This window comes from Rhodococcus parequi (genome assembly GCF_046042785.1).
Lineage (GTDB): Bacteria > Actinomycetota > Actinomycetes > Mycobacteriales > Mycobacteriaceae > Prescottella > Prescottella parequi.
In genome coordinates, this window is record NZ_JBDLNV010000002.1 from 834519 (window position 1) to 860122 (window position 25604).

Genomic DNA, 25604 nt, shown 5'->3' on the forward strand with positions numbered 1-25604 from the left:
CGACCGAGAGGTTGACGATGCGGAAGAAACGTAGTGCGCAGGTCGCGATCGTCGCGACCGGAATGATTCTGGTGGCGGGATGCTCGGCCGTATCCGAGCCGGCCCCCGACACGATCGTGATCGGTATGGACGAGGACTCGACCGGTCCGGGCGCGTCCTACAGCATCATCGTGGGCGACACGGTGCGCGCAGCCGTGGCGGACATCAATGCGAACGGCGGTATCAACGGGCGCCGGATCGTCCTCGAAGTGGGAAACGACGAGAGCGACCCCACGAAGACCCCGTCGGTGATCCGGCGCATGGTCGACAAGGGGGCCAGCGCCGTCATTCTCGCCACGGGCAGCGGCTCGGTGATGCAGGCCAAGGCGGTCCTGCAACGCTCCGGACTTCCCGGAGTGTCGCCGAACGTTCTGGTGGACAGCTTCGCTCGTCCACCCGACGAGCAGTATGCCTTCATGGTCGCGAATTCGTTGTCGCAGTATGCCGAGGTCTACTGCGGGGCGTTCGCGGCGGAGAAGTACACCAGGTTGGCGGTACTCGCCGATTCGAGCGCCGCCATCGACGGCGTGATGGCGACCCTCGAGCCTCCGTTGCGCGAGTGCATCGAGATCACCAAGGTCGAGAAGGCCGACGTCGATGCCGCGGACATGACGGCGCAGGTGTCCCGGCTCCTCGAGACGAAACCGGACGCCATCCTGGTCGCGAGCGTCGGCGGCCACTTCGAGATCCTTGCGCACGATACCTTTCACAAGAACGCGCCGGACCTACCGCGGTTCTCGTTGGCGTCCATCGGAAATCAACCCAAGTCGTGGGCGCTCGCGGACCGCGGGGCGCTGGACGGGATGGTGTTCATGGGCAGCCTGACGGAGGAGAACCCGCGGACGGTCGAACTCGCGGAGATGCTGAAGCCGGCGAAGGGTTCGGGCTATCAGCCCACCGCCTACGATGCGCAGGCGCTCGATGCCGTGCGGCTGCTGCAGGAGGCGCTCGGTTCGGTGGCCGACCCACAGGACCGCGAGGCCGTCCGAAACGCGCTCGAGAACGTTCGGAGCCTTCCCGCGTCGTTCGGCCAGTCGGCCCTGACGCTCTCGTACAGCCCCACTGACCATCTCGCCGCGGACAGCCTGTGCGGGCTCGTCCTCATGGAGTTCGGTCCGGACAACGTGCCGCAGGGGCCATGGCGCTCGTACCAACCATCCTGTGCAGGGGAGGCCCAGTGAGCAACGCGCAACTGTGGATCGCCGCGGTCGAGATCGGTGCCTTCTTCGCGCTCCTCGCGCTGGCGATGTATCTCGTCGTGATCGGCACCGACTTCTTCAACTTCGCGATGGGGCCGTATGCGATGGCTGCCGCCATCTCGACGAGTTGGTTGGTGGTGGAGAAGGGGGCAGCGATCTGGGTTGCGGTGACCGCCGGAATCCTCCTGGCAACAGTCCTTTCGGTCGCCACCGAACTCCTAGTCATCCGTCCGGTGCAGCGCAGATCCGGGCGCGGAGAACTGCCGGCGCTGGTGGCCGTCACGGCGGTGCTCTTCGCCGTCCAGCAACTCGCCGGCACGATCTTCGGGCGGACACCGATGCCCGGAACCAGTCTGTTCGACATCGGCCCGTTCAACATCCTGGGGGTCACCGTGAGCGGCACGACGGTGACTCTCGTGTCCGGCGCACTGATCGTCTTCGCACTCACCGTGGGCTGGCTGAGGTTGTCGTCGTCGGGTCGGTTGCTGCGTGCGGTCGGGGACAATCCCGAGGCGGCGCGCATCCTCGGACTGCCTGTCGCGCGTATCCGCCTGGTGGCCTTCGCCGTGGCCGGTGTCATCGCCGCGCTCGCCGGAATCCTGTTCGCACCCAAATCCGGCGTTCAGTTCACCAGTGGACTGTCGTGGACACTCACCGCGTTCCTGGCTCTGGTCATCGGTGGGACCGGGCGGGCCTGGGCGCCGCTGGTCGGTGGTCTCATCCTGGGGTTCGCTCAAGTCTTCGCCCCCTACTACTTCGGGGCAAGCGCGGCGCAGACCGCAATCCTGGTCATTGCGCTGGCGTTCTTCGCATTCCGGCCGGAAGGCCTGATCACCCGAAAGGTGCGTGTGTGATGGCTGTTGCGACAACCGATACCGCGCTGGGTTCGCACCGGCCACGGATACGCCCGGTCCGCGGCGCGCGGACTCTGCGCGAGCTGGGTATCACCGTGGTCGTCGTCATGGCGGTCCTGCTGTGGGTGGGCCCGAGCCTGTATCGCCAGGATCTCGTCTTCCTCGCTGCGATGTACGGCCTCGTGGCGCTCGGCATGTACGTTCCGTTCGTCCTGGCCGGATCGCTCTCGATGGCCTACAGCGCGTACGCGGCGATCGGCGCCTACGCGGTGGCCCTCGTTGCCAAACACACCGACTGGTCGATGTGGTGGGGGTGGATCGCGGGCGCGGTGCTGTCCGCTCTCGTGGCACTCGTCCTCGGGCTGGTGACGCAGCGGCTGTCCGGGTTCTACCTGGCAGCCGTGACCTTGCTGTTCAGTCTCGCCTTCAAGTACTGGATCATCGATGCGCGGTCGATTACCGGCGGAGCCGGTGGGATCACCCGTATTCCCCCGATCTCGGTGTTCGGCTGGGAACCGCCGGGACATGCACTCGTGGCAGCGGCAGTCGTCTTCGTCTGCGCGATCGCGGTCCTGGTAGACAGGCTGCGGAAGTCGGTGTGGGGCATCACTTTGCAGGCGTCGCGGGAAAGTGAGGACGCCGTGAGGGCAGCAGGCGTCAAGCCCGCGCATCTCCGCATGGTCGCGCTCGCGATCGGCGCAGCCATTGCGGCATTCGGAGGGTCGCTCTTCGTGGGCTCCGTTCAGGCAGTGACGCCGGAAACGCTCACCCTGAACCTGGTCTTCCTGGCGATCTTCATGCCGATCATCGGCGGCCGGGGCACGGCCTGGGGAGCGCCCCTGGGCGCGGTCGTTGTCGTCGTGGTGACGCTCAACATGCCCGGCTACCAGGGCAGTGGTGAGCTCCTGCTGGCACTGGCCGTACTTCTGATCATCATCGTCGCCCCCGGGGGTCTGATCGGGTACGCGCAGTGGTGCTGGGCCCGGTTGCGGGCCGCGATGGGAGCGAACCGCGGGAACTCCGCGGGCCAAGGGGGTGCACGATGACGACATCGACAGCAACCGAGCCACTCCTCGAAGTGCGTGGTCTGTCCAAGTCCTACGGCGGTGTCAAAGCTGTCCAGGACATTTCGTTCGACGTCCGTCCGGGGGACGTGGTGGCACTGGTCGGTCCGAACGGGGCGGGCAAGACGACGCTGATCGACATCGTTTTCGGGACGCAGCGTGCGGACGCCGGCGAGGTTCGTCTCCGTGGTCGAACTCTGACCGGATCGAGCGAGCGGCGTGCCCGGCAAGGTCTGGCCCGCACGTTCCAGCATCCGCAGGTGGCGCTGGAACTGACAGCCCTCGAGAACATCGTGCCGGGGTTGTTCGGTCGTGAGATCGGCTCGTTCCGTGCAGCGTGGAAGTGGGCTTGGAGGGGCCTGTCCTGCACCCCGGACGCGGCGGTCGCCGCGGCCACCGAGATCGCGGCGCGGTACGGGATCGCTGACGTCACGGCGCCCTGCGGTGACGCGAGCCTGGGCACCCGGAGGCTCGTGGAGGTGGCCCGTGCGATGGCGAGTGAGCCGGCCGTGTTGCTTCTCGACGAACCCTTCGCCAGTGGTGACCCGGAGAGTATCGAGGCTATCGCGGGCGCGGTCCGCACCATTCAGCAATCGGGCAACGGCGTTGTGCTCGTCGATCACAACGTGGATCTCGTGCGGGAACTGGCGACCAACGTCGTGCTCCTGAACTTCGGCGAGGTCGCGTTCGCGGGCCCACCGGACGAGTGCATGAGCAGCCCCGCGATGCGCGAGGTGTATTTCGGAGAGGAGACCTGACGTGGTACTGCAGGTGCGTGACATGACGGTGCGTTACGGCTCGGCGGTGGCCGTGTCGTCGGTGTCGATGAACGCCGAATCCGGTTCCGTGACGGCGGTTGTCGGGCCGAACGGAGCTGGGAAGAGCAGTCTGTTCTCGGCCGTGTTCGGTGCCGTTCGCTCGACGGGGACCGTCCACTTGGAGACCGTGGACGTCAGCCGGGCGTCCGCCATGTCCCGTGGCAGGCAGGGCTTCGCCTACGTGCCGCAGGGCCGGCAACTGTTCATGAAGATGTCGGTCGTCGAGAACCTCACTGTCGGAGCCGATCTGCTCGGCGCCCCGAAGTCGGCTGTCGATTCCGCGATGGACAGGTTCCCGGTACTGCGGGAGCGGGCCGGTCGCTATGCCGGCGTCCTCAGCGGAGGCGAGCAGCAGATGCTGGTTCTGGCGCGTGCCCTTCTTGTCGAACCGAAGGTGTTGCTGCTCGACGAAATGACCACGGGACTGGCGCCGAAGATCGTTGCAGGCCTGCGTGAGACGGTCCGTGGACTGGCGGCGTCCGGAGTCGCGGTACTCATCGCCGAGCCAGCGCTGACCGCGCTGAAGCCGATCGTCGACCGCGGGTACGTCATGCAACGCGGACGAGTCGTCGCCGACTGCGCGGGTGCGGACGAACTGGACCGACAGTACCGCCGGTCGATGGGTGTGACCGAGGCGATCATCGACGCGGCACTGCATGAGTGAGGTACCTATGACGACGAACAGCGTTGATTCGCTCGATGATCTGGTTTCGGGCACGTTCGCTACCCACCCGGAACGGTACTCCCACGTGCCGATCAGCGACGTGATCCGGACGTGGGCGCGGCAGATCCCTGACCGACCGGCGTTCGTGACGCCGGCCCGCACGACGACGTGGATCGAGTACGACCGCCTCGCCGATGCGGTGGCCCGCGAACTTCGCGCGACCGTCGGAGGGCTCCGCTCCCGGGCAGCGCTGCTGCTGCCCGACACGACGGGTGTCCACGCGGCGCTGTGCGGTTGCTACCGTGCCGGCCGGGTGGCGGCGGCGATCGGCGTGCGGTCCGGGGTGCGGGAGATCGCGCACATCATGCGGCGCACCGGCGCAACGGTTCTGGTGACCGCGCCGGAGATCCGCGGCCGGTCGTGGCGGGGCCTCGTCGAGGAGTTGCGTGTGCAGGGGGTGTTCCCGTCGGATGTCGTCGTCGTCGACGAGGACGGCGGTGCCGTTGGTCGGCATCGTCTCGGTGGCGTCGAGCACGGCGACGCGGCTCTGCCGGGTACACCGTTCACCACGTCCGAGGTGACGATTCTCAACTCGACGTCAGGGACGACGGGGCTGCCGAAGGTGGTGGCCCACGACGAACGCAAGTGGGTCGCCTTCGCGCGGGAGGCGATGCTGGGCGGCCGGATCGGTCCGGACGACGTCGTCTGTTCCGTCGTCCCGGCACCGTTCGGCTTCGGACTGTGGTCGGCGCACTTCCTGCCGGCCCTGCTCGGCGTCCCGGTGGTGGTGACCGCCAAGTTCGACGTGGACGAGATGGCGATGATGATCGAACGCGAACGCGTCACCGTACTGTGCTGTGTCAGTACACAGTTCAGGATGCTGCTGCGTTCGGAGGCCGTCCGGCACCGGGACCTGTCGAGCCTGCGTGTCCTGTACACCGGGGGTGAGCCGGTGCCCTACCGCGATGCCCGGGCGTTCGAGGAACGCACCGGTGCCAAGGTGCTGCAGTTCTACGGATCCAACGAGGCCGGGGTGGTCAGCCGGACCACTCTGGACGACGACGTCGAGACGAGGCTGCGGACGTGCGGTCACGTACTCGGGTCGGCGCACGTGCGGGTACTCGACGAGTCCGGGGCCGACTCCCCGGAGCGTCCGCGGCGCGGCCGGCCCGCCGTCCGCGGGCCGCTGATGTCCGCCGGGTACTGGGCGGATCCGGCGGCGAACGCCGAGCTGTACACCCAGGACGGCTGGATGTTGCTCGGCGACATCGTGGAGATCGATGAGCAGGACCGGGTCCGGGTGGTCGGCCGCACAGCCGATTTCGTCATCCGCGGCGGCAAGAACATCTCGATCGTCGAGATCGAGGAACTCGTCGGCGAGCACCCGGCGGTGTCGGATGTCGCCGTCGTCGGCGTCCCCGACGAGATCTTCGGTGAGCGTGTCTGCGCCGTCGTCGTGACCGACGCCGGCGGTCACCTCGATACCGGGACGCTCGCGTGGTGGCTGCGCGCCCGCGGTGTGACCCCGGAGTACCTGCCGGAGTACGTGGTCACCGTGGACCGGCTCGAGGTCGGACCGGGCGGCAAGACCGATCGCCGCGCCGCGAAGGCGGTCGCGGTGGAGTGGCTCAGCCGTACAGTTCGGTGATCCGGTCCGAGAAGTTGTCGACCACCTTCTTGCGCTTGAGCTTCATGCTGGGGGTGATCTCGCCGTTCTCCACGGTGAGTTCGCGTTCGAGGATCGAGAAGCGCTTGATCTGCTCCCACCGGTTGAGTCCGGCGTTGAGTTGATCGACGTACGCGCTCATCATCGCGACCGTCGGTCCCGCCGAGGCGATTTCGCGCAGCGGCCTGTCGCCCATCCCGTTGTCGACGGCCCACTCGGCGATGGACTCCCCGTCGAGACTGATGAGCGCGACGCAGTACGACTTTCCCTCGCCGTGCACGATGATCTCGCCGACGTACGGGCAGATTCCCTTGAACGTCGCCGCGATCGCCGACGGCGCCACGTACTTCCCGTTGGACGTCTTGAACATGTCCTTCTTGCGGTCGGTGATCCGCAGGAACCCGTTCGCGTCGACGGTCCCGATGTCGCCGGTGTGGAACCAGCCGTCCGGCTCCAGCGCGTCGGCGGTGGCCTGCGGGTTCTCGTGGTAGCCGCTCATCACGCCGGGGCCCTTGATCAGGATCTCACCGTCCTCCGCGATCTTGACCTCCGTGCCCGGGATGGGCCAGCCGACGGTGCCGAACCGGTAGGCGGAGGGCCGGTTCACGAGCGACGCCGCACTGGTCTCGGACAGTCCGTAGCCCTCGAGGACCACGATGCCGACGGCGTCGAACCATTGCGCCACATCGCGGTCCAGGGCGGCCGAACCCGAGATGAAGAACTTCAGCCGCCCACCGAACCGGTCCCGGATCTTCTGGAACACCAGACGACCGGCGACCGCGTACTGCGCCTTCTGCATGCGGGACAGGGACTTTCCGGACTGGCGGGCCTTGGATGCGGCCAGCCCGACGCCGATCGCCCAGTCGAAGATCTTTTCCTTGACGCCGCCGTCGGCCCGCACCGTGCTCTCGATCCGGGCGTGCGCCTTCTCGAAGATCCGCGGCGCCGCACCCATGAAGGTCGGCCTGACGACGGCCAGGTTGTCGACGATCCGGTCGACCCGGCCGTCGACCGCGGTCGCGAACCCGATCTGCAGCGGCAGCGTGAGCAGCACCTTGCCGAACACGTGCGACAGGGGCAGCCACAGGTACTGGAGATCGTCGGCGTCGAGGATGCCGGTGGCGTCGATCGCCGCGGCCTCGTACGTCCATGCCGAGTGCGGCAGCCGCACCCCCTTCGGCCGTCCGGTGGTGCCCGACGTGTAGATCAGCGTGGCGAGGCTGTCGGGGGATATACCGGCGATCCGTTCGTCGACCGCGTCGGGCCGCTCGGACAGCAGACGCTCGCCGAGGGCGGCGAGCTCGTCGAACCCGATCACCCATTCGTCGTCCGGGACGGCACCGTCGACGAGCACCACGCGAGCGACGTCGGGGATCTCGTCGCGGTGTTCGCGCAGCTTGGCGAGCTGCGCCTCGTCCTCGGCGACGACGACACGGCTGCCGGAGTTCGCGACGATGAACGCGACGTCGGACGCGGTGGTCGTCGGGTAGACGGTGGTGGTGGCGGCACCCGCGCACATCACCGCGAGGTCCGCGAGCACCCATTCGTAGCGGGTCGCAGAGGCGAGCGCCACCCGCTGCTCGGACTGCACGCCCAGCGCGATCAGGCCGGCCGCGAGTCGTCTGACGCGCTCGCCCACCTCCGACCACGTCACGCTCACCCAGCCCTCGCCGTCCGGCCCGGGATGGCGGAACGCCTCGGACCCCGGTGACGCCGTCACCCGATCGACGAACATCCGAGCGACCGTCGGCGCCCGGTTCTCGACCCTGGACCAGTCCACGACCTCGTCTGACGCGCGCGAAGCTGTCATGGTCCCGAGTTTAGGAACCCCACGGCAACCCCTGAACGGGAATCCACGGCACGGTTCGGTCTCGAATGCGTACCGTCGATTCCCGTTCGCGTGGCTGGTGGGGAGGGTCGGACCTGTCCGGCGATCAGCGCAGGTCCCGCCGGCGAAGTGCCGCGAGCCCGCCGGCCAGCAGCGCCGCCGCGATCGCCAGCAACCACAGGATCGGCGCCGGCTGGAACTCGCCGCCGGGGAGCCGGGGCAGGTGCAGGAACGGCACGAGGTCGAGCAGCGGTTGCGGCAGGTCCGCGACCATCCCGAACACGTAGAGCGCCATCATCGCCGCGAACACGCCCCACGCCGCGGGGGCGAAGCGCGGCACGAGACCGAACATCGCGACGGTGATCCCGGTCAGCAGCCACACACCCGGCAGTTGCACCAGCGCGGCGGCGAGGATGCGCGGCACCTGGCCGCCGACGTCGCCGATCGACGCCCCGTAGGCGATGCCGGCCGCCACGCCGGCGACGGTGAGCGCGACGGCCGGCCCGGTCAGCGCGAACAGGAGGTGGCTCGACGCCCAGCGGGTCCGGGAGATCGCCGCGGCGAGCACCGACTCGCCGCGGCCCGCCTCCTCCTCGTCGTGCAGTTGCAGTGTCGCGGAGATGGAGTAGGCCCCGGCGACCAGTCCGAAGATGGTGAACCCCAACGCGATGAACGAGTCCTCGATCGCCTGCGCGCCGCCGACCCGGGCGAGCGCCTGGAGGACCGCCTCGCTGCTCCCCAGCTGATCGCTGACCCCGTGTGCGGCCCCGCCGATCACGAGTGCGAACACAGCCAGTCCCACCGTCCACGCCACGAGCGGTCCGCGCTGTGCGTGCCACGCCAGCCCGACCGGTCCGGACAGCGACGGTGGCGACGACCCGGGGCCCGGGCGTTCCGCGACGAGACCGGCGCCGAGGTCCCGTCGGGCGAGCAGGCGGTACGCGAGTGCGACGAGCACGACGGCGACGACGGCCGGCAGCAGCAGCACCCACCAGCGTTCGTCGGCGTAGGGGCGTAACTGCTGGGACCAGCCGATGGGGGACAGCCACGACAGCGCCCCCGATCCGGCGTCGCCCACGGCGCGCAGCAGGAACGCGACCGCGAGCACCCCGAACGAGATGCCCCGCGCGAGACGGGCCGACGTGCTGACCTGCGCCGCGACGGCCGCGACGGCGGCGAAGACGGCACCGGCGGCGAGCACCGCGGCACCGAACGCGACCGCACCGGCCCCGCCGAGGCCGATCGACGTCAGTCCGGCCGTGGCGACGACCGCGCTGACGACGGCTCCCGACCCGGCCACGGCGAGCGCCGCCGTCAGCTCCGCGTAACACCCCACCGACGTCGAGGTGAGCAGTTCGGTGCGGCCGGTCTCCTCCTCGGTCCGCGTGTGCCGGACGACGGTCAGGATCACCGCGACCGCGAGGAAAGTGAACAGATAGCCGGCGCGCCACGTCGTCAGCGCTCCCACGCTGGAGCCGAAGATCGGCCCCACCAAGGCAATTTCGGATTTCAGGGCGGCGGTCGAGGTCGCGAACGCGTCGAGCTGACTCTGGGTGGTGTACAGGCCCATGATCGCCCTGCCGTAGACGATCGGGAGGACCCCGATGACGATCGACCACAGCGGCAGGATGATCCGGTCGCGCCGCAGGGCCAGGCGTACCAGGGCGGTGGTCCCGGCGAACGGGGACTGCACCGGTGCGGCCGCGTCGGCGAACGTCGTTGCCGCGGTGGCGGTCATACCCGGACCTCCTCGGTGAGTTCGTAGTGCCGCAGAAACAGTTCTTCGAGCGTCGGTGGGGTGCTGACCAGACTCCGGACGCCGGTGTCGCCGAGCGTCCGGATGAGCGTGCCGAGGCTGTCGGCGTCCACCTGACAGTGCAGTGTCCGGCCGTCGAACCGGATGTCCTCGACACCCGGGATCCGGCGGAGATCACCTGGATCACCGGTGAGTTCGGCCGTGATGGACGTGCGGCTCAGGTGGCGCATCGACGCGATCGAGCCGCTCTCGACCGCCTTGCCGGCCCGGATGATCGTGACCTTCTCGCACAGGGCGTCGACCTCGGACAGGATGTGGCTCGACAGCAGTACCGTCACCCCACGGCCGCGCGCCTCGGCGATGCAGTCGCGGAACACCTTCTCCATCAGCGGATCCAGGCCGGATGTGGGTTCGTCCAGCAGAAGTAGCCGGGCGTGCGACGAGAACGCCGAGATCACCGCCACCTTCTGCCGGTTGCCCTTCGAGTACGACCGCGCCTTCTTGCGGGGGTCGAGATCGAAGCGCTCGATCAGGTCGGCACGACGCGCAGTGTCGAGCCCGCCGCGCATCCGTGCCAGCAGATCGATGATCTCGCCACCCGTGAGCGACGGCCACAGCGTGACATCGCCGGGTACGTAGGCGATCTCGCGGTGCAGGGCGACGGCGTCGCGCCACGCGTCGTGGCCGAACAGCGTTGCGGTGCCGCCGCTCGCCCGCAGCATGCCGAGCAGTACCCGGATGGTCGTGGACTTGCCGGCACCGTTGGGGCCGAGGAACCCGTGGACCTCGCCCTCGCCGACCGTCAGGTCCAGACCGTCGAGGGCGCGGGTGGTGCCGAACATCTTCTCCAGCCGGGCGACTTCGATGATCGTGGTCATGCCCGCTCCTCCGGGGGTGCGTGATGGGTATATCCGTCGAGCAACGTCGAGTCGGTGAACAGCCCGTCGGTGTAGAGCTCGAGGGCGGGGAGCATGATCTCGGCCGTCATCTCCCGGATCGCACTCGCGACGTCCACCGATCCGTCGGGTGCGGTGTGCATCTGCAGGTACAGCAGTGTCGAGCCCAGGCTGTTCATCGCGAGGTATCGGGCCCGGGCCGACGGGGTGCGGCTCGGCCGGATCCGGCCCTCGACGACTGCCGCCTCGAGATAGCTCTCGACGCCCGCGACCATGTGCTCGAACAGCGCGGCGGCGAGGTCCCCGCCGGCCTGGAAGGACCGGACGAGGTAGGCGACCAGTGGTGCGTACCGTTCGATCTCGCCGAGCGACGCGAGCATCCGCGCGGGACCGCTCGCGGTGAGCACATCGCGCTTCTCGGCGACGATGACGGCGAGCACGTGCTCGTCGCATACCGACCGCAGGCCCTGCTTGGAGCCGAAGTGGTGATTGACCAGGCCCGGTGACACCCCGGCGGCGGTGGCGACGGCGCGGACGCCGGCATCGAAGCCCTGCGCACCGAACACCCGGATCGCCGCGTCGCGGATGCGGGCGCGGGTGTTCAGGTCCCGATCCGCCGGAACAGCCATGGCTGAACACATGTTCAAAGCGTTGCTCGCATGTTCAGCGTGGGCAAGCGTTGCGTCGGGATCCTGACGGAATCTTGACGGCAGTACCGACACAACGATTTTGACCCGATCAAGCGTTCGATTGTGTTAGCTTCCCGAAGAAACGGGGTGGTGGCGCGGGTCACTACGGAACGAGGACGGAATTACGTGACGCTGAACATCGCCGACCTGTACGAAGCTGTCGCCGACGCGATCCCCGATCGGGTGCCCGTGGTGTGCGACGACCAGCGCCGCAGTTACGCCGAGCTCGATCGTCGGGCCAACCAGCTCGCCCACCACCTCGAGTCGGCCGGCGTGCGCCCCGGCCAGCACGTTGCGATCCACATGCGCAACCGCATCGAGTACGTCGAGGCGTTGCTGGCCTGCATGAAGATCCGTGCCGTCTCGATCAACATCAACTTCCGTTACACCGATGCCGAGTTGGTGTACCTCTACACCAACTCCGACAGCGTCGCCCTGATCGTGGAGAACGAGTACCTCGAAGCGGCCGGGGCCGCGCTGTCGAAGAGCCCGAACGTCGGCCATGTCGTGGTGGTCGGCGACCACGACGGACTGCCGGGCGGCTACGAGGGCGCCACCGTCATCGACTACGAGAGTGCCCTGGGCGCGCAGTCCGACGCACGCGGGTTCGGCCCCCGCAGCGACGACGACCACTTCGTGATCTACACCGGTGGCACCACGGGGATGCCGAAGGGTGTCGTGTGGCGTCAGGAGGACTTCTACTTCGCGGCCCTGTCCGGCGGCAACATCGGCGGCGCGCCGCGGCGGTCGGTCGAGGAGGTGGTGGCCGGCGCCGTCGCGAACACCGACCCGCAGACCTACCTCGTCATCCCGCCGCTCATGCACGGCGGCGCCATCTACTCGCTGCTCACCGCACTCCTGATGGGCGCGCCGCGCGTGTTCTGCCGGACGTTCGACCCCGTCGACGTGCTGCGGTTGATCGAGGCCGAGAAGATCACCGGGATCACGGTCATCGGTGACGCCATCGCCCGGCCCATCGCGGAGGCGATCAAGGAGCACGGTGATCGCTACGACCTCGGCACCCTGAAGCTGATGGGCTCCGGCGGTGCGCTGTTCTCGCCCGCGCTCAAGGACGAACTGCGCGAGTTGGTTCCGGGCCTGACGATCAAGGACGCTTTCGGAGCCTCCGAGACCGGCAACGACGGCATCATCGAGTTCGCCGAGGACGGCACCAAGCGGATCCGGTTCAACCCCAACCTGATTCTCGTCGACGAGGACAGCCGACCCATCGCTCCGGGCTCCGACCGGATCGGCTTCCTCGCCCGCAAGGGTCACGTGCCGCTCGCGTACTACAACGACGCCGAGAAGACCGCCGCCACCTTCACCGAGGTCGACGGGGTGCGTCTGGCCGTCCTGGGTGACATGGGACGGGTGGAGGAGGACGGCGCCATCTTCCTCCTCGGCCGCGGCTCGACGTGTATCAACTCGGGCGGCGAGAAGGTGTATCCGGAAGAGGTGGAGTCCGCGATCAAGACCCATCCGGCAGTCATGGACGCCCTGGTCGCCGGCGCGCCCGACATCCGGTTCGGTGAGAAGGTCGCCGCCGTGGTCCAGCTCCGGCCGGGCTTCGACGACACCGATCCGAACGAGATCGCCGAACACTGCCGGATCCACGTCGCCGGCTACAAGATTCCGCGGTCCGTGGTGCTCGTCCCCGCCATCCGGCGGTCGCCGACCGGCAAGGCCGACTACCGCTGGGCCAAGGAGGTCGTCTCGGCGGGCTGAGGCCGTGGACGATCCGGGTGCCCGCACGCCCGAAGGACCTCGTTGTGGACAAGCGTCCAATTGTTTGTTGAAATGAGTCGCTTCGAAGCGCATCTCGACGGTCGTCTCGGAAGCATTCGACGTCCGTACGAGGCCAGTGGAGGAGCGGGATGCGCAGCACGGCAGCAGTGCTCGGCGCGGGTGCTGTCGTCGTCCTCGCGGGGGCGGTCGTGCCCGGCGTGGTGGCGGGAACGGCGGAGGCGGCGACCAACGGCGCCACCGATGTGACGTTCACCGTGGGCGGCCAGGACGGTCCTCTCGAATTGGCGGTTCCGCGAACCGCTCCCATGATCTGGGCGAACGGGCAGGGTGACGTCACCGGCACCGTGGCGATGTCCGGCGTCCGTGACCGGCGCAGCGGCACAGGCCGATCGGTCACCGTGACCGCCTCGATCTCGGACGTCACGAACGGCTCGACAGTCATCCCGAGGTCTGCCGTGACGTACACGGCGAGCGGCGGAACCATGGGGTTCGTGAGCACCGGTCCCCAGACGCTGGACTCCACCAAGGCCGTAGTGGGAATCGCCCGCCACAACTGGCCTGACGTGACCTTCCACTGGACGCCGTCGCTCCGGATCGACGTCTCCGACGGCGTGACCCTCGGCAGTTACAGCGCGACCCTGACCCACTCAGCGGTGTAGTCCGCATCCCGCCACCACCGGCATCTCACGAAAGCGTGTCCATGCGTTTCATGTTGCGGAACCTCCTCGCCCTGCTGGCCCTCGTCGCGTCGTTCGTTGCGGCGTCGACGACGGTCGTCCACGCCGACACTGCTTCGGGTGGGATCGGTATCGAACTCGCGGGATCGACCGAGATCGTCGGCACTTTCGCACCCGGAGAACCCGTGGTGCGCCGGGTGCGGATCTCGAACACCGCCGCCACGACGAAGGCGGTCGACGTCTATGCGGGCGCCGCGTCGATGAGGGGCGGCGAGTTCGAGGTCCAGGACCGCGGCAGCGTCAACGCGCTCACGTCGTGGACGAGCCTGAGCACGAAGAGCATCTCCCTGGCGCCCGGCCGGAGCGAGGACGTGGTGGTGACCGTTCGTATTCCGGCGGACGCGCCCACCGGCGACCGGCATGCTGTGGTCTGGGCACAGGGCGCGGCCGGCGCGGGCGGTGGGATCGTGACCGCCGCCCGGGTCGGCGTCCGGATGAATCTGCGGGTGGGACCCGCAGCCGGTACGACCGCGGACTTCGCGATCGAAGGGCTGGCAACCGAACGTGACTCGGACGGTCAGGCCGTGGTGGTCGCCGACATTCGCAACACCGGCGGCTGGGCCGCCGAGGTCGGCGGCGAACTCACGTTGACCGACGGGCCCGGCGGCCGGGCCCTCGGTCCGCTGTACGCGGGCGAGGTGATCGTCGCCGCCGGAGCCGCCGGGAAGGTTCGGTTCCGCATCCCGAACAGCCGTGATCTGGCCTCCGGGCCGTGGCAGGCGCACGTCGCGCTCGAGAGTGGCGCGGTCGAGCGTGGGCGCGACGGCGAGATCACCTTCCCGACGCCGGAGTCCGGTGGCAACGGGTCGCTCGGCAGCCTCGGATCGTCCGGTGCCGGATCGACGCAGTCCCCGCTGATGTGGGTCGGCGTGGCCGGCGCTGCCGCGGCGGCCATCGGTGCGATCGGGTGGACCGTGCTGCAGCAGCAGAATCCGCCGGCGGTCCGCTGACGGTCGCTTTTCCAGACCCCCACCCGACGGGAACGTGGATCGCGCCCTGATCCCTGTGACGATGACCACGGACGGGGTAGGTTGTGTGTAACTCGAAATCTACTCACCAGTAGGAGTACGAAAATGCCTGCTCCGTCCGCGGCGACGTTCGCCCGCCTCGCCGATCTCATTGCCATCCCGGATGCTGCGGACCGCCCGACGCGTCCGGTCGTCGAGGCGTTCAGCGGTCGTGAACTCGCGACCGTGCCGGTCGGCACCGCGGCCGATGCGCTCGCCGCGATCGAGCGCGCCCGGGTGGCGCAGAAGGCGTGGGAGAAGCGTTCCCCGGTGGAGCGTGCCGAGGTGTTCCTCCGCTACCGCGACCTGGTGCTCGCGCACAAGGATTCGTTGATGGACATGGCGCAGGCCGAGACCGGCAAGTCCCGGGCCTCCGCGCAGGAGGAGGTCCTCGACATCGCGATGACCTCGCGGTACTACGCGCGGCTCGCGCCGAAGTTGCTGCGCCCCAGCCGCGTACAGGGCATGCTTCCGGGGCTCACCAAGACCGTCGTCCGGCACCACGCGAAGGGCGTCGTCGGCGTCATCTCGCCGTGGAACTACCCGATGACCCTCGCCGTGTCCGACGCGATCGCGGCACTGCTCGCCGGCAACGCCGTCGTGATCAAGCCGGACAGCCAGACGCCGTACTGCGCGCTCGCGTGCGCCGAACTGCTGTACCGGGCGGGGCTGCCCCGCGACCTCTTCGCGGTGGTGCCCGGCCCCGGTTCCGTCGTCGGCACGGCGCTCGTCGAGAACACCGACTACCTGATGTTCACCGGTTCCACCGCGACCGGGCGCCTGCTCGCCGAGCAGGCCGGCCGGCGGCTGATCGGTTTCTCGGCCGAACTGGGCGGCAAGAACCCGATGATCGTCGCGAAGGGCGCCGACCTGCGCGAGGTCACCGATGCCGCGGTCCGCGCCTGCTTCTCGAACTCCGGCCAGCTGTGCATCTCGGTCGAGCGCATCTACGTCGAGGAGGCCGTCGCGCCCGAGTTCACGCGCATGTTCGGCGAGCGGGTCCGGAACATGAGCCTGGCGCCCGGCTACGAATTCGGCATCGAGATGGGCAGCCTCGTGTCCGAGGACCAGGTCAAGACCGTGTCGGGTCACGTCGACGACGCGGTGGCCAAGGGTGCCACCGTGGTCGCGGGCGGCAAGGCGCGTCCCGACCTGGGTCCGCTGTTCTACGAGCCCACCGTGCTGACCGGGGTCACGCCCGAGATGGAGTGCTACGCGAACGAGACGTTCGGGCCGCTCGTCTCGGTCTACCCGGTCGCCGACGTCGAGGAGGCGATCGCGCGCGCCAACGACACCGACTACGGACTCAACGCGAGCGTGTGGGCGGGCAGCCACGCCGAGGGCGAGGCCATCGCGGCGCGGGTCATGGCGGGAACCGTCAACGTCGACGAGGGGTACGGCCCCACGTGGGGCAGCACCGCGGCCCCGATGGGTGGCATGGGGGTGTCCGGCGTCGGACGCCGGCACGGCTCCGAGGGCCTGCTCAAGTACACGGAGGCGCAGACCGTGGCGACCACGCGGGTCGTCAATCTCGGAGGCCCGCGCTGGCTTCCCGCCAAGGTGTGGGCCAAGCTCCTGCCGCCGTTCATCAAGGCGCTGAAGTTCGTGCCGGGACGCTGACCCGCCCCGCTCGGCCGAGTCGGCACGGGGAGGCGTCGCCCGCTGTTCGTTAGATAGGCGCACTACCTCGTCCATTCCGATACGACCCATTAGTCTCTTTCCTGTGAAAGAGACCGCGTGGGTGCGCCGAGCACTGGTCGTCGAGGACCAGCCGCTCATGCGTTCCCTCGTGGCCGATGCGCTCCGGCACGCGGGATTCGAGGTCCACGACCGGCCGTCCGCGTCGACCGCGCTCGCCGATCTCGACGAGATCGACCCGGACGTCCTGGTCACCGACATCGACCTCGGATCCCGGCCCAACGGGATGGAGATGGCGACGATCGTCCAGGCCCGGGCCCCGCACTGCGCCACGGTGTTCCTCACGAACTATCCGCGGGCGGGAATCGCTCCGGGGGAGGGCGTTCCGGTGGGCTCCGTGTTCCTCGACAAGGTGGCCCTCGAGTCCGTCGAGCAACTGGTGGCGGCGGTGGAATCCGCGCTCGCGGAGAAACCGTTGCCACCCCGGCGCCTGCCCGACGGTCCGGACGCCGCCCTCGGTCACCTCACGCGCACCCAGCTCGACGTGTTGCGCTGCATCGCGCTCGGGTGGTCCAACGCGGAGATCGCCAGGCGGCGCGAATCGAGCCTGCGCAGTGTCGAGAAGATGGTCACCCGCACCTTCGACGCACTCGGGGTCAACCACAACCCCGATCTGAACCCGCGGGTCGCGGCGGCGCAGCTGTACATCCGCCGCTTCGGACTGCCGACGGAGACCGGTTGAGCCGTCAGTTTCCCTGGCTGGCGCGAATCGGCGGCAGCTCCGCCGTCACCCGCTGGTCGTGGATACTCACGGCCCCGTTCGCCGTCACGGTGATGGGTAGCTACATCACCGCACGCAGCCCGCGGGACTGGCCGGCCTACTTCGGCGTCGCGGTCATGGTGCATCTGATCATGGGTATCGCGCTGCTGATCGTGTGGCTCACGGTGCTGCGTCCGGACCGCCCGCGACGGAGCGCGGTGGTGTCGCTGCTGGTGTTCGCGGGACTGGGTGCGTGCCGACCCTTCCTGCTCGATGCGCTGCTGGTGTTCAACGGATTCGCCACCGATGACAGGCCGATCCCGGTCCGGCTGTTCATCAACATGACGACGGCGGTGGTGGCGCTGTCGCTGATCGCGATCCTCGTGGACTCGGTTCGCGAACACAACGCGATGATGCAACGGCTGCGCGCCGCCCGCACGGCCCTCGACGAGCAGCGGCGCGTCGACGAGGACTACCTGGCCGGGCTGGGGCGGCGCTACGCCGACGACCTGGCGGCGCAGATCGATTCGGCGCTCGCGACGTCGAACCGGGCCGGCATCGACCCCGTGGGCGGCGCGCGTCTGCTGCGGGGAATCTCCGAGGACATCGTCCGGCCCATGAGTCACGCCCTGTTCGACGACGTCACCCCGCTGCCGCAACGCGCCGTCGAACCACCGGCGCTCACCGTTCGGGAACGCATGCACGGGGTGCTGCAGGCGGTGCGCCCCGCGCCGCTCGCGCTGCCGGTGCTGCTGTACACCGTGGTCGTCTTCACGTACCTCGTCAGTAGTTACGGCGTGCGGGAGACGGTCCTGCAGGTGCTCGCCGGACTGGTCGTGTGCGTGTCCGGCAACTGGGTGGTGCGGATGGCGGCGGTGCGGATCGGCGGCGCGAGCACGCGGATCCTGTTCCTGACGATCGCGTACTGTGCCGTCGCGGCGGTCACCGCGGTGGCGTTCTGGCTGATCCTCGGCGGCGTCGGCTTCCCCCCGGCGTTCGTCGTCCCGGGTATCGCCTTCTATCCGTTCGCCGCGCTCGCGATATGTCTGATCCGGGCGGCGAACGACCAACGCGCGCTGGAAGAGCAGCAGCTCGCCACGGCGCTCGCCGAACAGAGTCACCTGTCGGCGGAGGTGCACGGGCGGGTGGTGGCGGCGCGTCGCCGGCTCGCTCACGTCCTGCACTCGTCGGTGCAGGGTGAACTGGTGGCCGCGGCGCTCATGATGCACAGCGCCACAACGGTGTCGGATCGCTCGTCCGGACGCCCGTCGGTGGAGACGACGGTGTCGGAGATCCTCGACCGGGTGCTGGACGAGGTGGCCCGCGAGGAGACACGGCCCCGGATCCCCTCTTCCGACGCCGAGCAGCAGATCACCGAACTGGTGGCGATGTGGGCGTCCGCGGTGCCGGTGCACACCGACATCGATCCCGATGTCTGGCCGCTGCTGTCGGCGAGCCCGGTGCGGCTCGAGCACGCGATCGACGTCCTGTCCGAGGGTTTCACCAACGCGATCCGGCACGGCACCGGCGGGACGCTGCACCTGACGATGGTCGTCGATCCGCGGACCTCGGTGATCTGCATCGGGATTCGATCGCCGGGAAGGATCGCCCGCGATGTCGGGGACGGGGTGGGGCTCACCGCTCTGGCGGAGAAGGTCGGCACCGCCGAACTGGTCCAGGAGCGTGGATCGGTGCTGCTCTCCGTTCGCCTGAACTGACCGCCTCGCACCGGTTGTGTCCGCCGTCATGGCGTGATGTCGCAATACCCGAACGTCCGGCCGTACCACCGAATCGGCGCTCCTAACGTTCCTCTCGGATGCCGGCCGGAACGGACCGACGAACTGACGGACAGTTCCCGCATCCCGCACGGCGAAGGGACGGCAACCGACATGGGACACGCAGCGGCGCAGATCATTCCACTCGCACTCGGCCTGATCGTCAGCCCCATCCCGGTGGCCGCCCTGATCGCGGTCCTGCTGTCCGCGCGCGCCAGGACCAACGCGTTCGCCTTCACCGCCACCGCCGTGGTCGGATCGGCCGTCGTCGTGGGTGTCACCGCCGCGACCACCAAGACCGGAGCCGCCCACGCCGGCGACGCCGCCCACCCGACCCAGCTGATCTTCGCCACGACGTTCGGGCTGGCCTTCCTGGTGCTGGCCGTCCTCACCTGGCGGGGACGCCCCCGGAACGGCGCGCCCGCGGTGATGCCGAGCTGGATGGCGCAGATCGACACCATGGGACCCGGTCGTGCCGCGGTGCTGAGCCTGCTGCTCACCGTGCCGAACGCCAAGAACCTGCCCCTCGAGCTCAGGGCCGGCGCCCTCATCGCGGAAGGGCATTTGCCGCCGATCCACGCGGCCGCCTTGACGGCACTGTTCGCCGTCCTCGGCGGCACGGGCCTGATCGTCCTCGCCGTCCTCGCCGCCGTTCCCTCGAAGCGGGTCACTGCGGCGCTGGGCGTGGTCAAGGAGGAACTGATCCAGCACAACGCCGCCATCATGACCGTTCTGTTCGTTCTACTCGCGGGCCTCCAGGTCTCGCACGTCGTCACCGCGCTCACCGCGTGAGCACATCGAACCGAAGGAGGAGAGACATGACCAACGTTGCACTCCAGATCGATACGGCCATCATCCAGACCACCTACGGACCGGTGCGCGGCACCCACGACGGCCCGGTCGCGGTGTGGAAGGGAATCCGTTACGCGGCCGCGCCGACCGGTGGCCGCCGTTTCCGGGCACCGGTGCCGCCGGAGCCGTGGACCGAGGTGTTCGACGCCGACCGGTTCGGCCCGGCGGGGCCGCAGAGCGCGATGCCCGGCATGTCCCTCGGCGACGACGTCCGGCAGGACGAGGACTGTCTTTCGCTCAACGTGTGGGCGCCCACGAGGGGTGCGGGGAACAAGCCGGTGATGGTGTGGATCCACGGCGGAGCGTACTTCCGTGGTGCGTCGAGCCAGCGGGTGTACGACGGTCGCGCGCTGGCGGAGAACGGTGACGTCGTGGTCGTCACGATCAACTACCGCCTCGGCGCATTCGGGTTCGTCGACTTCTCGTCGCTGAGCAGCGATCGCCACCGCTTCGACACCAACGTCGCTCTGCAGGACATGATCGCTGCGCTGCGCTGGGTGCGGGCCGACATCGCGGCGTTCGGTGGTGACCCCGATCGTGTGACGGTGTTCGGGGAGTCGGCCGGCGGCGGCGCGGTCACCACCCTGATGACGATGCCGTCGGCGCAGGGACTGTTCCACCGGGCGATAGCGGAGAGCTCGCCGGCCACGTCGGTGTACAACCAGGACCGGGCGGCGCACGTATCGCAGCTCTTCCTCGAAATCCTGGGTGGAGCAGACGATCCCGTCGAACGCCTGCTCACCGCGACCACCGACGAACTGCTGGCGGCGTCGGACACGCTGTTCTCGCGGATCCCCACCGACACGCCCGGGACACTCGCGTTCGGCCCGGTGGTCGACGGCGACCTGCTGCCCGACTACCCGGTCAACTCGTACTGGAACGGCACCGCCCTCCGCGTCCCGCTGCTGATCGGCACCAACAAGGACGAGGCATCGCTGTTCAAGCTGATGAAGTCGCCGCTGATGCCGCTCGACCCGGACGTCATCCGTGGCATGTTCGCGGAGATCGCGGCCGAGCACCCGGACGTCGAGTTCCCCGACCAGGCCCGCATCGAGTCGGCGTACTCGGGACTGACCAGCAAGAGTGACGCGATGGGACTGACCCGGGACTTCGGCTTCCGGTTGCCCACGCTGTGGATCGTGGAGGCGCACAGCCGTTATGCCCCGACCTGGCTCTACCGGTTCGACTATGCGACCCCGATGCTGAAGGCGCTGGAGATCGGCGCCACCCACGCTACCGAACTGCCCTACGTGTTCGGCAACATCGCGCACGGGCCCAGGGAGATCACCTACCTGTTGGGCGGATTGTCCACCGGGCGAAGGGTGTCGGAGCGGATGCAGCACCGGTGGCTGGCCTTCGCCAAGGCCGGAACGCCCGACGGCCTCGACGGGGAGCCGGAGTGGAGGGCCTACGACCGGGACGGCCGCTCGACGCTGCTGATCGACAAGCACGACACGGTGGTTCCGGATCTGGACGGACCGCTGCGTGCGGCCTGGGGCGAGCAGGTCATCGCGTTCACCTGAGCGCCGCCCCCGCCCCGTCGGAAAAATCGTCCGAAAGTTGGAAATGACCGGATCGCCAACGGATTCGCGCGGCGACGGCTCGTCGACTCTGGTGGAATCGCGGTAGCGTCGGTACGAGACGCGCCACCGGACGAGAGGCGCAGCAATGACCGTGGAATCGCCCGAGAACGAACCGCGGGTGGGCCGCCGGGAGTGGGTCGGACTCGGGGTGCTCGCCGCCGGACTCTCGCTCATCGTCGTCGACGGCACCATCGTGAATGTCTCGCTGCCGGTGATCATCGACGAACTGGGACTCGACCTCACCGACGCCCAGTGGATCAACAGCATCTACTCGGTGGTGTTCGCGGCGTTGCTGCTCACCGCCGGACGCCTCGGCGACCGGTTGGGCCGCCGGAGGCTGTTCGTCGCCGGTGTCGTCGTCTTCATCGGCGGCAGCCTCATGGCGGCGGCGTCGGACTCGTCGACGGCGCTGATCGTCGCCCGCGTGGTGCAGGGCGTCGGTGGCGCCCTCGTGCTGCCGTGCACGCTGTCGACCGTCAACGCCACGTTCCGGGGACGCGACCGCGCCATCGCGTTCGGCGTGTGGGGCGCGGTCATCTCGGGCATGGCGGCCGTCGGTCCGCTGCTGGGCGGGTGGCTCACCACGTCGTTCACGTGGCCGTGGATCTTCCTGGTGAACGTGCCGATCGGCATCCTGGTGATCATCGGCGCCTTCCTCACCGTGCCCGAGACGCGGGCGAAGATCACCGTGCCCGGACTCGACGTGGTGGGCCTGTTGCTGAGCGCAATCGGGTTCGGCGCGTTGATCTTCGCGCTCATCGAGGGCCAGACCATCGGCTGGTGGAAGCCCATCGCGGATCTTGACGTCTTCGGGGCGACATGGCCCGCGTCGGCACCGGTCTCGGCGACCCCGGTCGTCGCCGCCGTCGGGGTGATCGCGCTCGCCGGATTCGTGGTGTGGGAGCGGCACCGGGCGCAGGTCGGGTACTCGGCCATCCTGGACCTGACGCTGTTCCGCTTCCGCACCTTCAGCTGGGGGAACTGCACCGCGATGGCCGTCGCGATCGGCGAGTTCGGTCTGCTGCTGGTGCTGCCGCTGTTCCTCGTCAACGCGTACGGGCTCAGCACTCTCGGTGCCGGCTACGTGCTCGCGGTGATGGCGCTCGGCGCGTTCGCGTCCGGTGCGGCGGCCCGCCACGTCACCGCCCGGTTCGGCGCCCCGCGCACCGTGATGCTCGGCCTGGCGCTCGAAGTGATCGGTGTCCTCGCGTTCGCGCTGTACCTGCGGCCGTCGTCGGCGGCGTGGCTGCTGGCACTGCTCCTCGCGATCTACGGCCTGGGGCTGGGTCTCGCATCGGCGCAGCTCACCGGAACTGTTCTCGTCGACATCCCGACGTCGGAGTCCGGGCAGGGGTCGGCGACGCAGAGCACCGTCCGCCAACTCGGTGCCGCGCTGGGCACCGCGATCCTCGGCACCGTGCTCTCGCTCGGCCTCGCGCACGCTCTCACCGACCGGCTCGAGCCGGTCGCGCTGCCGCCGCAGGTGGAGTCGGGCCTGGTCGACAGCACCCGCGACTCGGCAGGCGGCACCATCCCGCCGATCCGGGAACAGGGCGACCACGGCAAGCTCGGGCCGGCCGGACCCGAGACCGCCGACGCGCTGTCCGAGGGCTTCGCCGACGCGACCCGCTGGTCGCTGTTCGTCGCCGCCGGCTTCCTCGCCGCGGGCCTGGCGACCGCCACCCGGCTGCAGCCGCGACGCCGCGAGGAGGCGGCGACCGCTGCGGCGTAGACGGTGGGGCGGGCGACACCCCGCCTCACTCGTCGGTGGGCGGCAGCACCTGCCACAGCAGCAGGACGGCGGCGACGCCGAGCGCACACGCCACCCCGAACGCCGCCGCCAGCAGGAACGATCCTGTCAGCGACAGCGTCACCGCGATGATCAGCACCGCCAGCACGGCTACTGCGACGGTCTGGATCGCCCGCACCGGCCGGCGACCGGGGTGTTCGTGCACTACCTGCGGTTGCCGCGCCGGGTCATCGCCATCGCCATCCCCGCCGCGCCCAGCACGACGACCACGGCCCCGACGACGACGTTCGACAGGATCATTCCCGTGCTCGTACTCACCCCGGAGACCAGCCACGGCGACACGATCAGCCACACCCCCAGAAGCGGTGCGACGAAGGCGATCCCGTGGGTGCGCCCGTACGTGGTCGCGTACCCGGCTGCCAGCAGCGCAACCGCGAGACCACAGATGAGGTTGCTCATCATCAGCGACGTCTGCCCGCTGAATCCGACGATCCACGACGACGCCGCCGCGTAGAGACCGGCCAGCACCATCAACCCCTCCGCAACCTGGAGGGCCGGACCTCCGCCGAGTTCGTCGTAGCTGTTGCGGAGCGCGACGATGTCCGGGTGGGTTTCCATCGACATGTTCGGTGTGATCGACATGGCGAATCATCTCCTCGGCCTGTTCGACCTGTGTCCCTTCGACACTAATTGCCGTGCCGCGCGGCGTACAGGGTGTGCCGGACCGCCCAGCGGAAACGGCGGAGCGGGCGATGCCCCGACGGCCATCGCCCGCTCCTGTGCGCCCCCGCGCCGATCAGTTCGGGCGGAAACCGAAGTCGGTACCGGCGACGCTGTCCCACCGCGAAGTCACGTACTTCGGGCGCGTGTAGAAGCTCCACGACGCGTTGTTCAGGCCGGTGTCGCCGTACGCGGAGTCCTTCCAACCCTGGACGGCATATGCCGCCACGGGGACGGGGATGGCGACGTTGATGCCGACCATGCCCGCGGACGCCCGGCGTTCGAACTCGTTGGCCGCGGCCCCGTCCCTGGTGAAGATCGACGCCCCGTTGCCGTAACGGTGATTCGCGATCAGCGCGAGACCGTCGTTCAGCGAGTCCACCCGCATCACCACGAGTACCGGCCCGAACAGCTCCTCCTGGTACGCGGGGGAGGACACGTCGACGTCGGCGAGCACGGTCGGTCCGATGAAGTAGCCACCTTCGTGGCCGGGCACGACCTCGGCACTGCGATCGACCACGGCACGCGCACCCGCCGCGACCGCCTCCTTGACGGCGGCCTGGATGCGCTGCTGCGACTGCCGGTTGATCACGGGACCGACCTCGGTGTCCGGGGCGTCGCCCGCCCCCAGGCGTACCTGCCGGGCGCGCCCGACAAGCTTCTCGAGCAGGGGCTCCGCGGTGTCGCCGACGACGACCGCCACCGAGATCGCCATGCACCGCTGGCCGGCGGCGCCGAAGCAGGCGGACGTGAGCTGGTCCGCGACGACGTCCAGGTCGGCGTCGGGCATCACGATCATGTGGTTCTTCGCGCCGCCGAAGGCCTGCACGCGCTTGCCCGCGGCCGCGGCCCGCGAGTAGACGATGTGCGCCACCTTGCTCGAACCCACGAACGACACCGCCTCGGTGTCGGGCGAATCGATCAGCTGCTCCACGGTGTCCTGCCGGCCGTGCACGACGTTGAGCACGCCGTCCGGCAGGCCGGCCTCCCGGAACAGCTCGGCAATACGCAGGCACACGCCGGGGTCCTGCTCGCTCGGCTTCCAGACGAAGGTGTTGCCCGCCGCCAGGGCCACCGACACCATCATCATGCCCATCATCGCGGGGAAGTTGAACGGTGTGATGCCCACGCAGACACCCAGGGGATGCAGCACCGACTTGGTGTCGATGTTCGGACCGGTCTGCAGCGACGTGCCGCCACGGGCCAGTGCCGGTCCACCACAGGCGAGTTCGACGGAGTCGGCCGCTCGTGAGATCTCACCCGCGGCGTCGTCGAGGGTCTTGCCGTGCTCCTCGGTGATCATCGCAGCGAGCTCGGAACGGTTGGCCAAGAGCAGTTCACGGAACCTGTACAGCACCTGGGCACGCTTGGACAGGGCCGTCGCGGCCCAGCTGTCGAAGGCGTTCGCGGCGGCGGCGATCGCGGCGTCCACCGTGGCTGCGTCCGCCATGGGCACGGTGGCAACCGGCTGGTCGGTGGCCGGGTCGAGCACGTCGATGGTGTCGGATCCGCCCTCGACGGGGGCGCCGTTGATCCAGTGGGGGATGGTGCGCATGGGTGATG

General features: G+C 69.0%; 22 protein-coding genes. 15 read left to right on the plus strand and 7 right to left on the minus strand.

Going from position 1 to position 25604, the window contains the following annotated elements:
- Nucleotides 1–17: 17 nt before the first annotated feature.
- The 6 genes from ABEU20_RS08065 to ABEU20_RS08090 are packed head-to-tail and all read left to right on the plus strand — an operon-like array spanning nucleotide 18 to nucleotide 6286.
- Complete coding sequence (locus ABEU20_RS08065) at nucleotides 18–1220, plus strand: ABC transporter substrate-binding protein (protein WP_420163863.1); 1203 nt, start codon at nucleotides 18–20, stop codon at nucleotides 1218–1220.
- Entirely contained in the window at nucleotides 1217–2092 is an 876-nt protein-coding gene (locus ABEU20_RS08070) for a branched-chain amino acid ABC transporter permease (protein ID WP_420163864.1), read from the plus strand. The genes ABEU20_RS08065 and ABEU20_RS08070 overlap by 4 nt, the downstream gene beginning before the upstream one ends.
- Entirely contained in the window at nucleotides 2092–3138 is a 1047-nt protein-coding gene (locus ABEU20_RS08075; protein ID WP_420163865.1) for a branched-chain amino acid ABC transporter permease, read from the plus strand. The genes ABEU20_RS08070 and ABEU20_RS08075 overlap by 1 nt, the downstream gene beginning before the upstream one ends.
- Entirely contained in the window at nucleotides 3135–3914 is a 780-nt protein-coding gene (locus ABEU20_RS08080; RefSeq protein WP_420163866.1) for an ABC transporter ATP-binding protein, read from the plus strand. Before ABEU20_RS08075 ends, ABEU20_RS08080 begins: the two co-directional genes overlap by 4 nt.
- Before the next feature lie 22 nt (nucleotides 3915–3936).
- A complete protein-coding gene (locus ABEU20_RS08085; RefSeq protein ID WP_420163867.1) occupies nucleotides 3937–4638 on the plus strand; it encodes an ABC transporter ATP-binding protein in 702 nt (233 codons plus the stop codon).
- A gap of 7 nt (nucleotides 4639–4645) precedes the next feature.
- Complete coding sequence (locus ABEU20_RS08090; protein ID WP_420163868.1) at nucleotides 4646–6286, plus strand: class I adenylate-forming enzyme family protein; 1641 nt, start codon at nucleotides 4646–4648, stop codon at nucleotides 6284–6286.
- Here ABEU20_RS08090 and ABEU20_RS08095 read toward each other — a convergent pair.
- From ABEU20_RS08095 to ABEU20_RS08110, 4 genes are all read right to left on the minus strand, one after another.
- The gene (locus ABEU20_RS08095) at nucleotides 6267–8114 is read right to left on the minus strand and encodes an AMP-dependent synthetase/ligase (protein ID WP_420163869.1); all 1848 of its coding nucleotides are present in this window, start codon (nucleotides 8112–8114) and stop codon (nucleotides 6267–6269) included. The two genes, ABEU20_RS08090 and ABEU20_RS08095, sit on opposite strands and share 20 nt — an antisense overlap.
- 124 nt (nucleotides 8115–8238) lie before the next feature.
- Nucleotides 8239–9870, minus strand: a complete 1632-nt coding sequence (locus ABEU20_RS08100) for an ABC transporter permease (RefSeq protein WP_420163870.1) — start codon at nucleotides 9868–9870, stop codon at nucleotides 8239–8241.
- Complete coding sequence (locus tag ABEU20_RS08105) at nucleotides 9867–10766, minus strand: ABC transporter ATP-binding protein (protein ID WP_420163871.1); 900 nt, start codon at nucleotides 10764–10766, stop codon at nucleotides 9867–9869. Before ABEU20_RS08105 ends, ABEU20_RS08100 begins: the two co-directional genes overlap by 4 nt.
- The gene (locus ABEU20_RS08110; RefSeq protein WP_420163872.1) at nucleotides 10763–11413 is read right to left on the minus strand and encodes a TetR/AcrR family transcriptional regulator; all 651 of its coding nucleotides are present in this window, start codon (nucleotides 11411–11413) and stop codon (nucleotides 10763–10765) included. The genes ABEU20_RS08105 and ABEU20_RS08110 overlap by 4 nt, the downstream gene beginning before the upstream one ends.
- 186 nt (nucleotides 11414–11599) lie before the next feature.
- On the opposite strand from ABEU20_RS08110, the gene ABEU20_RS08115 reads away from it, so the two are divergent.
- The 9 genes from ABEU20_RS08115 (at nucleotide 11600) to ABEU20_RS08155 (ending at nucleotide 23303) form a co-directional block, all read left to right on the plus strand.
- Nucleotides 11600–13198: an acyl-CoA synthetase gene (locus tag ABEU20_RS08115; protein WP_420163873.1), complete on the plus strand. Its 1599-nt coding sequence runs from the start codon at nucleotides 11600–11602 to the stop codon at nucleotides 13196–13198.
- A gap of 149 nt (nucleotides 13199–13347) precedes the next feature.
- Complete coding sequence (locus ABEU20_RS08120) at nucleotides 13348–13878, plus strand: hypothetical protein (protein ID WP_420163874.1); 531 nt, start codon at nucleotides 13348–13350, stop codon at nucleotides 13876–13878.
- A gap of 50 nt (nucleotides 13879–13928) precedes the next feature.
- The gene (locus ABEU20_RS08125) at nucleotides 13929–14906 is read left to right on the plus strand and encodes a hypothetical protein (protein WP_420163875.1); all 978 of its coding nucleotides are present in this window, start codon (nucleotides 13929–13931) and stop codon (nucleotides 14904–14906) included.
- Nucleotides 14907–14987: 81 nt separating this feature from the next.
- Nucleotides 14988–16583, plus strand: a complete 1596-nt coding sequence (locus ABEU20_RS08130) for a succinic semialdehyde dehydrogenase (RefSeq protein WP_420163876.1) — start codon at nucleotides 14988–14990, stop codon at nucleotides 16581–16583.
- A 103-nt stretch (nucleotides 16584–16686) separates the two neighbouring features.
- The gene (locus ABEU20_RS08135; RefSeq protein ID WP_420163877.1) at nucleotides 16687–17343 is read left to right on the plus strand and encodes a response regulator; all 657 of its coding nucleotides are present in this window, start codon (nucleotides 16687–16689) and stop codon (nucleotides 17341–17343) included.
- Nucleotides 17340–19079, plus strand: a complete 1740-nt coding sequence (locus ABEU20_RS08140; RefSeq protein WP_420163878.1) for a hypothetical protein — start codon at nucleotides 17340–17342, stop codon at nucleotides 19077–19079. The genes ABEU20_RS08135 and ABEU20_RS08140 overlap by 4 nt, the downstream gene beginning before the upstream one ends.
- Nucleotides 19080–19250: 171 nt before the next feature.
- Nucleotides 19251–19928, plus strand: coding sequence for a GAP family protein (locus ABEU20_RS08145; RefSeq protein WP_420163879.1), 678 nt, complete (start codon nucleotides 19251–19253; stop codon nucleotides 19926–19928).
- A gap of 26 nt (nucleotides 19929–19954) precedes the next feature.
- A complete protein-coding gene (locus ABEU20_RS08150; protein ID WP_420163880.1) occupies nucleotides 19955–21511 on the plus strand; it encodes a carboxylesterase/lipase family protein in 1557 nt (518 codons plus the stop codon).
- Nucleotides 21512–21656: 145 nt separating this feature from the next.
- Nucleotides 21657–23303 (plus strand): DHA2 family efflux MFS transporter permease subunit, encoded by a 1647-nt coding sequence (locus tag ABEU20_RS08155; RefSeq protein WP_420163881.1) that lies wholly within the window; start codon nucleotides 21657–21659, stop codon nucleotides 23301–23303.
- Nucleotides 23304–23328: 25 nt separating this feature from the next.
- Here the strand turns inward: ABEU20_RS08155 and ABEU20_RS08160 are convergent, their stop codons facing one another.
- From ABEU20_RS08160 to mmsA, 3 genes are all read right to left on the minus strand, one after another.
- A complete protein-coding gene (locus tag ABEU20_RS08160) occupies nucleotides 23329–23526 on the minus strand; it encodes a hypothetical protein (protein WP_420163882.1) in 198 nt (65 codons plus the stop codon).
- Nucleotides 23526–23963 carry an SPW repeat protein gene (locus ABEU20_RS08165; RefSeq protein WP_420163883.1) on the minus strand — a complete coding sequence of 146 codons (438 nt, stop codon included), beginning with the start codon at nucleotides 23961–23963 and terminating at the stop codon, nucleotides 23526–23528. Before ABEU20_RS08165 ends, ABEU20_RS08160 begins: the two co-directional genes overlap by 1 nt.
- A 154-nt stretch (nucleotides 23964–24117) precedes the next feature.
- Nucleotides 24118–25596 carry a CoA-acylating methylmalonate-semialdehyde dehydrogenase gene (mmsA, locus tag ABEU20_RS08170; protein ID WP_420163884.1) on the minus strand — a complete coding sequence of 493 codons (1479 nt, stop codon included), beginning with the start codon at nucleotides 25594–25596 and terminating at the stop codon, nucleotides 24118–24120.
- Between the last annotated feature and the right edge of the window lie 8 nt (nucleotides 25597–25604).

Excerpts from the sequence above, each read along its gene's own strand:
- ABEU20_RS08065 (WP_420163863.1), top strand. The coding sequence starts at position 18 with ATGCGGAAGAAACGTAGTGCGCAGGTCGCGATCGTCGCGACCGGAATG.
- ABEU20_RS08075 (WP_420163865.1), top strand. The coding sequence starts at position 2,092 with ATGGCTGTTGCGACAACCGATACCGCGCTGGGTTCGCACCGGCCACGG.
- ABEU20_RS08080 (WP_420163866.1), top strand. The coding sequence starts at position 3,135 with ATGACGACATCGACAGCAACCGAGCCACTCCTCGAAGTGCGTGGTCTG.
- ABEU20_RS08085 (WP_420163867.1), top strand. The coding sequence starts at position 3,937 with ATGACGGTGCGTTACGGCTCGGCGGTGGCCGTGTCGTCGGTGTCGATG.
- ABEU20_RS08090 (WP_420163868.1), top strand. The coding sequence starts at position 4,646 with ATGACGACGAACAGCGTTGATTCGCTCGATGATCTGGTTTCGGGCACG.
- ABEU20_RS08095 (WP_420163869.1), bottom strand. The coding sequence starts at position 8,114 with ATGACAGCTTCGCGCGCGTCAGACGAGGTCGTGGACTGGTCCAGGGTC.
- ABEU20_RS08100 (WP_420163870.1), bottom strand. The coding sequence starts at position 9,870 with ATGACCGCCACCGCGGCAACGACGTTCGCCGACGCGGCCGCACCGGTG.
- ABEU20_RS08105 (WP_420163871.1), bottom strand. The coding sequence starts at position 10,766 with ATGACCACGATCATCGAAGTCGCCCGGCTGGAGAAGATGTTCGGCACC.
- ABEU20_RS08110 (WP_420163872.1), bottom strand. The coding sequence starts at position 11,413 with ATGGCTGTTCCGGCGGATCGGGACCTGAACACCCGCGCCCGCATCCGC.
- ABEU20_RS08120 (WP_420163874.1), top strand. The coding sequence starts at position 13,348 with ATGCGCAGCACGGCAGCAGTGCTCGGCGCGGGTGCTGTCGTCGTCCTC.
- ABEU20_RS08125 (WP_420163875.1), top strand. The coding sequence starts at position 13,929 with ATGTTGCGGAACCTCCTCGCCCTGCTGGCCCTCGTCGCGTCGTTCGTT.
- ABEU20_RS08145 (WP_420163879.1), top strand. The coding sequence starts at position 19,251 with ATGGGACACGCAGCGGCGCAGATCATTCCACTCGCACTCGGCCTGATC.
- ABEU20_RS08150 (WP_420163880.1), top strand. The coding sequence starts at position 19,955 with ATGACCAACGTTGCACTCCAGATCGATACGGCCATCATCCAGACCACC.
- ABEU20_RS08155 (WP_420163881.1), top strand. The coding sequence starts at position 21,657 with ATGACCGTGGAATCGCCCGAGAACGAACCGCGGGTGGGCCGCCGGGAG.
- ABEU20_RS08165 (WP_420163883.1), bottom strand. The coding sequence starts at position 23,963 with ATGTCGATCACACCGAACATGTCGATGGAAACCCACCCGGACATCGTC.
- mmsA (WP_420163884.1), bottom strand. The coding sequence starts at position 25,596 with ATGCGCACCATCCCCCACTGGATCAACGGCGCCCCCGTCGAGGGCGGA.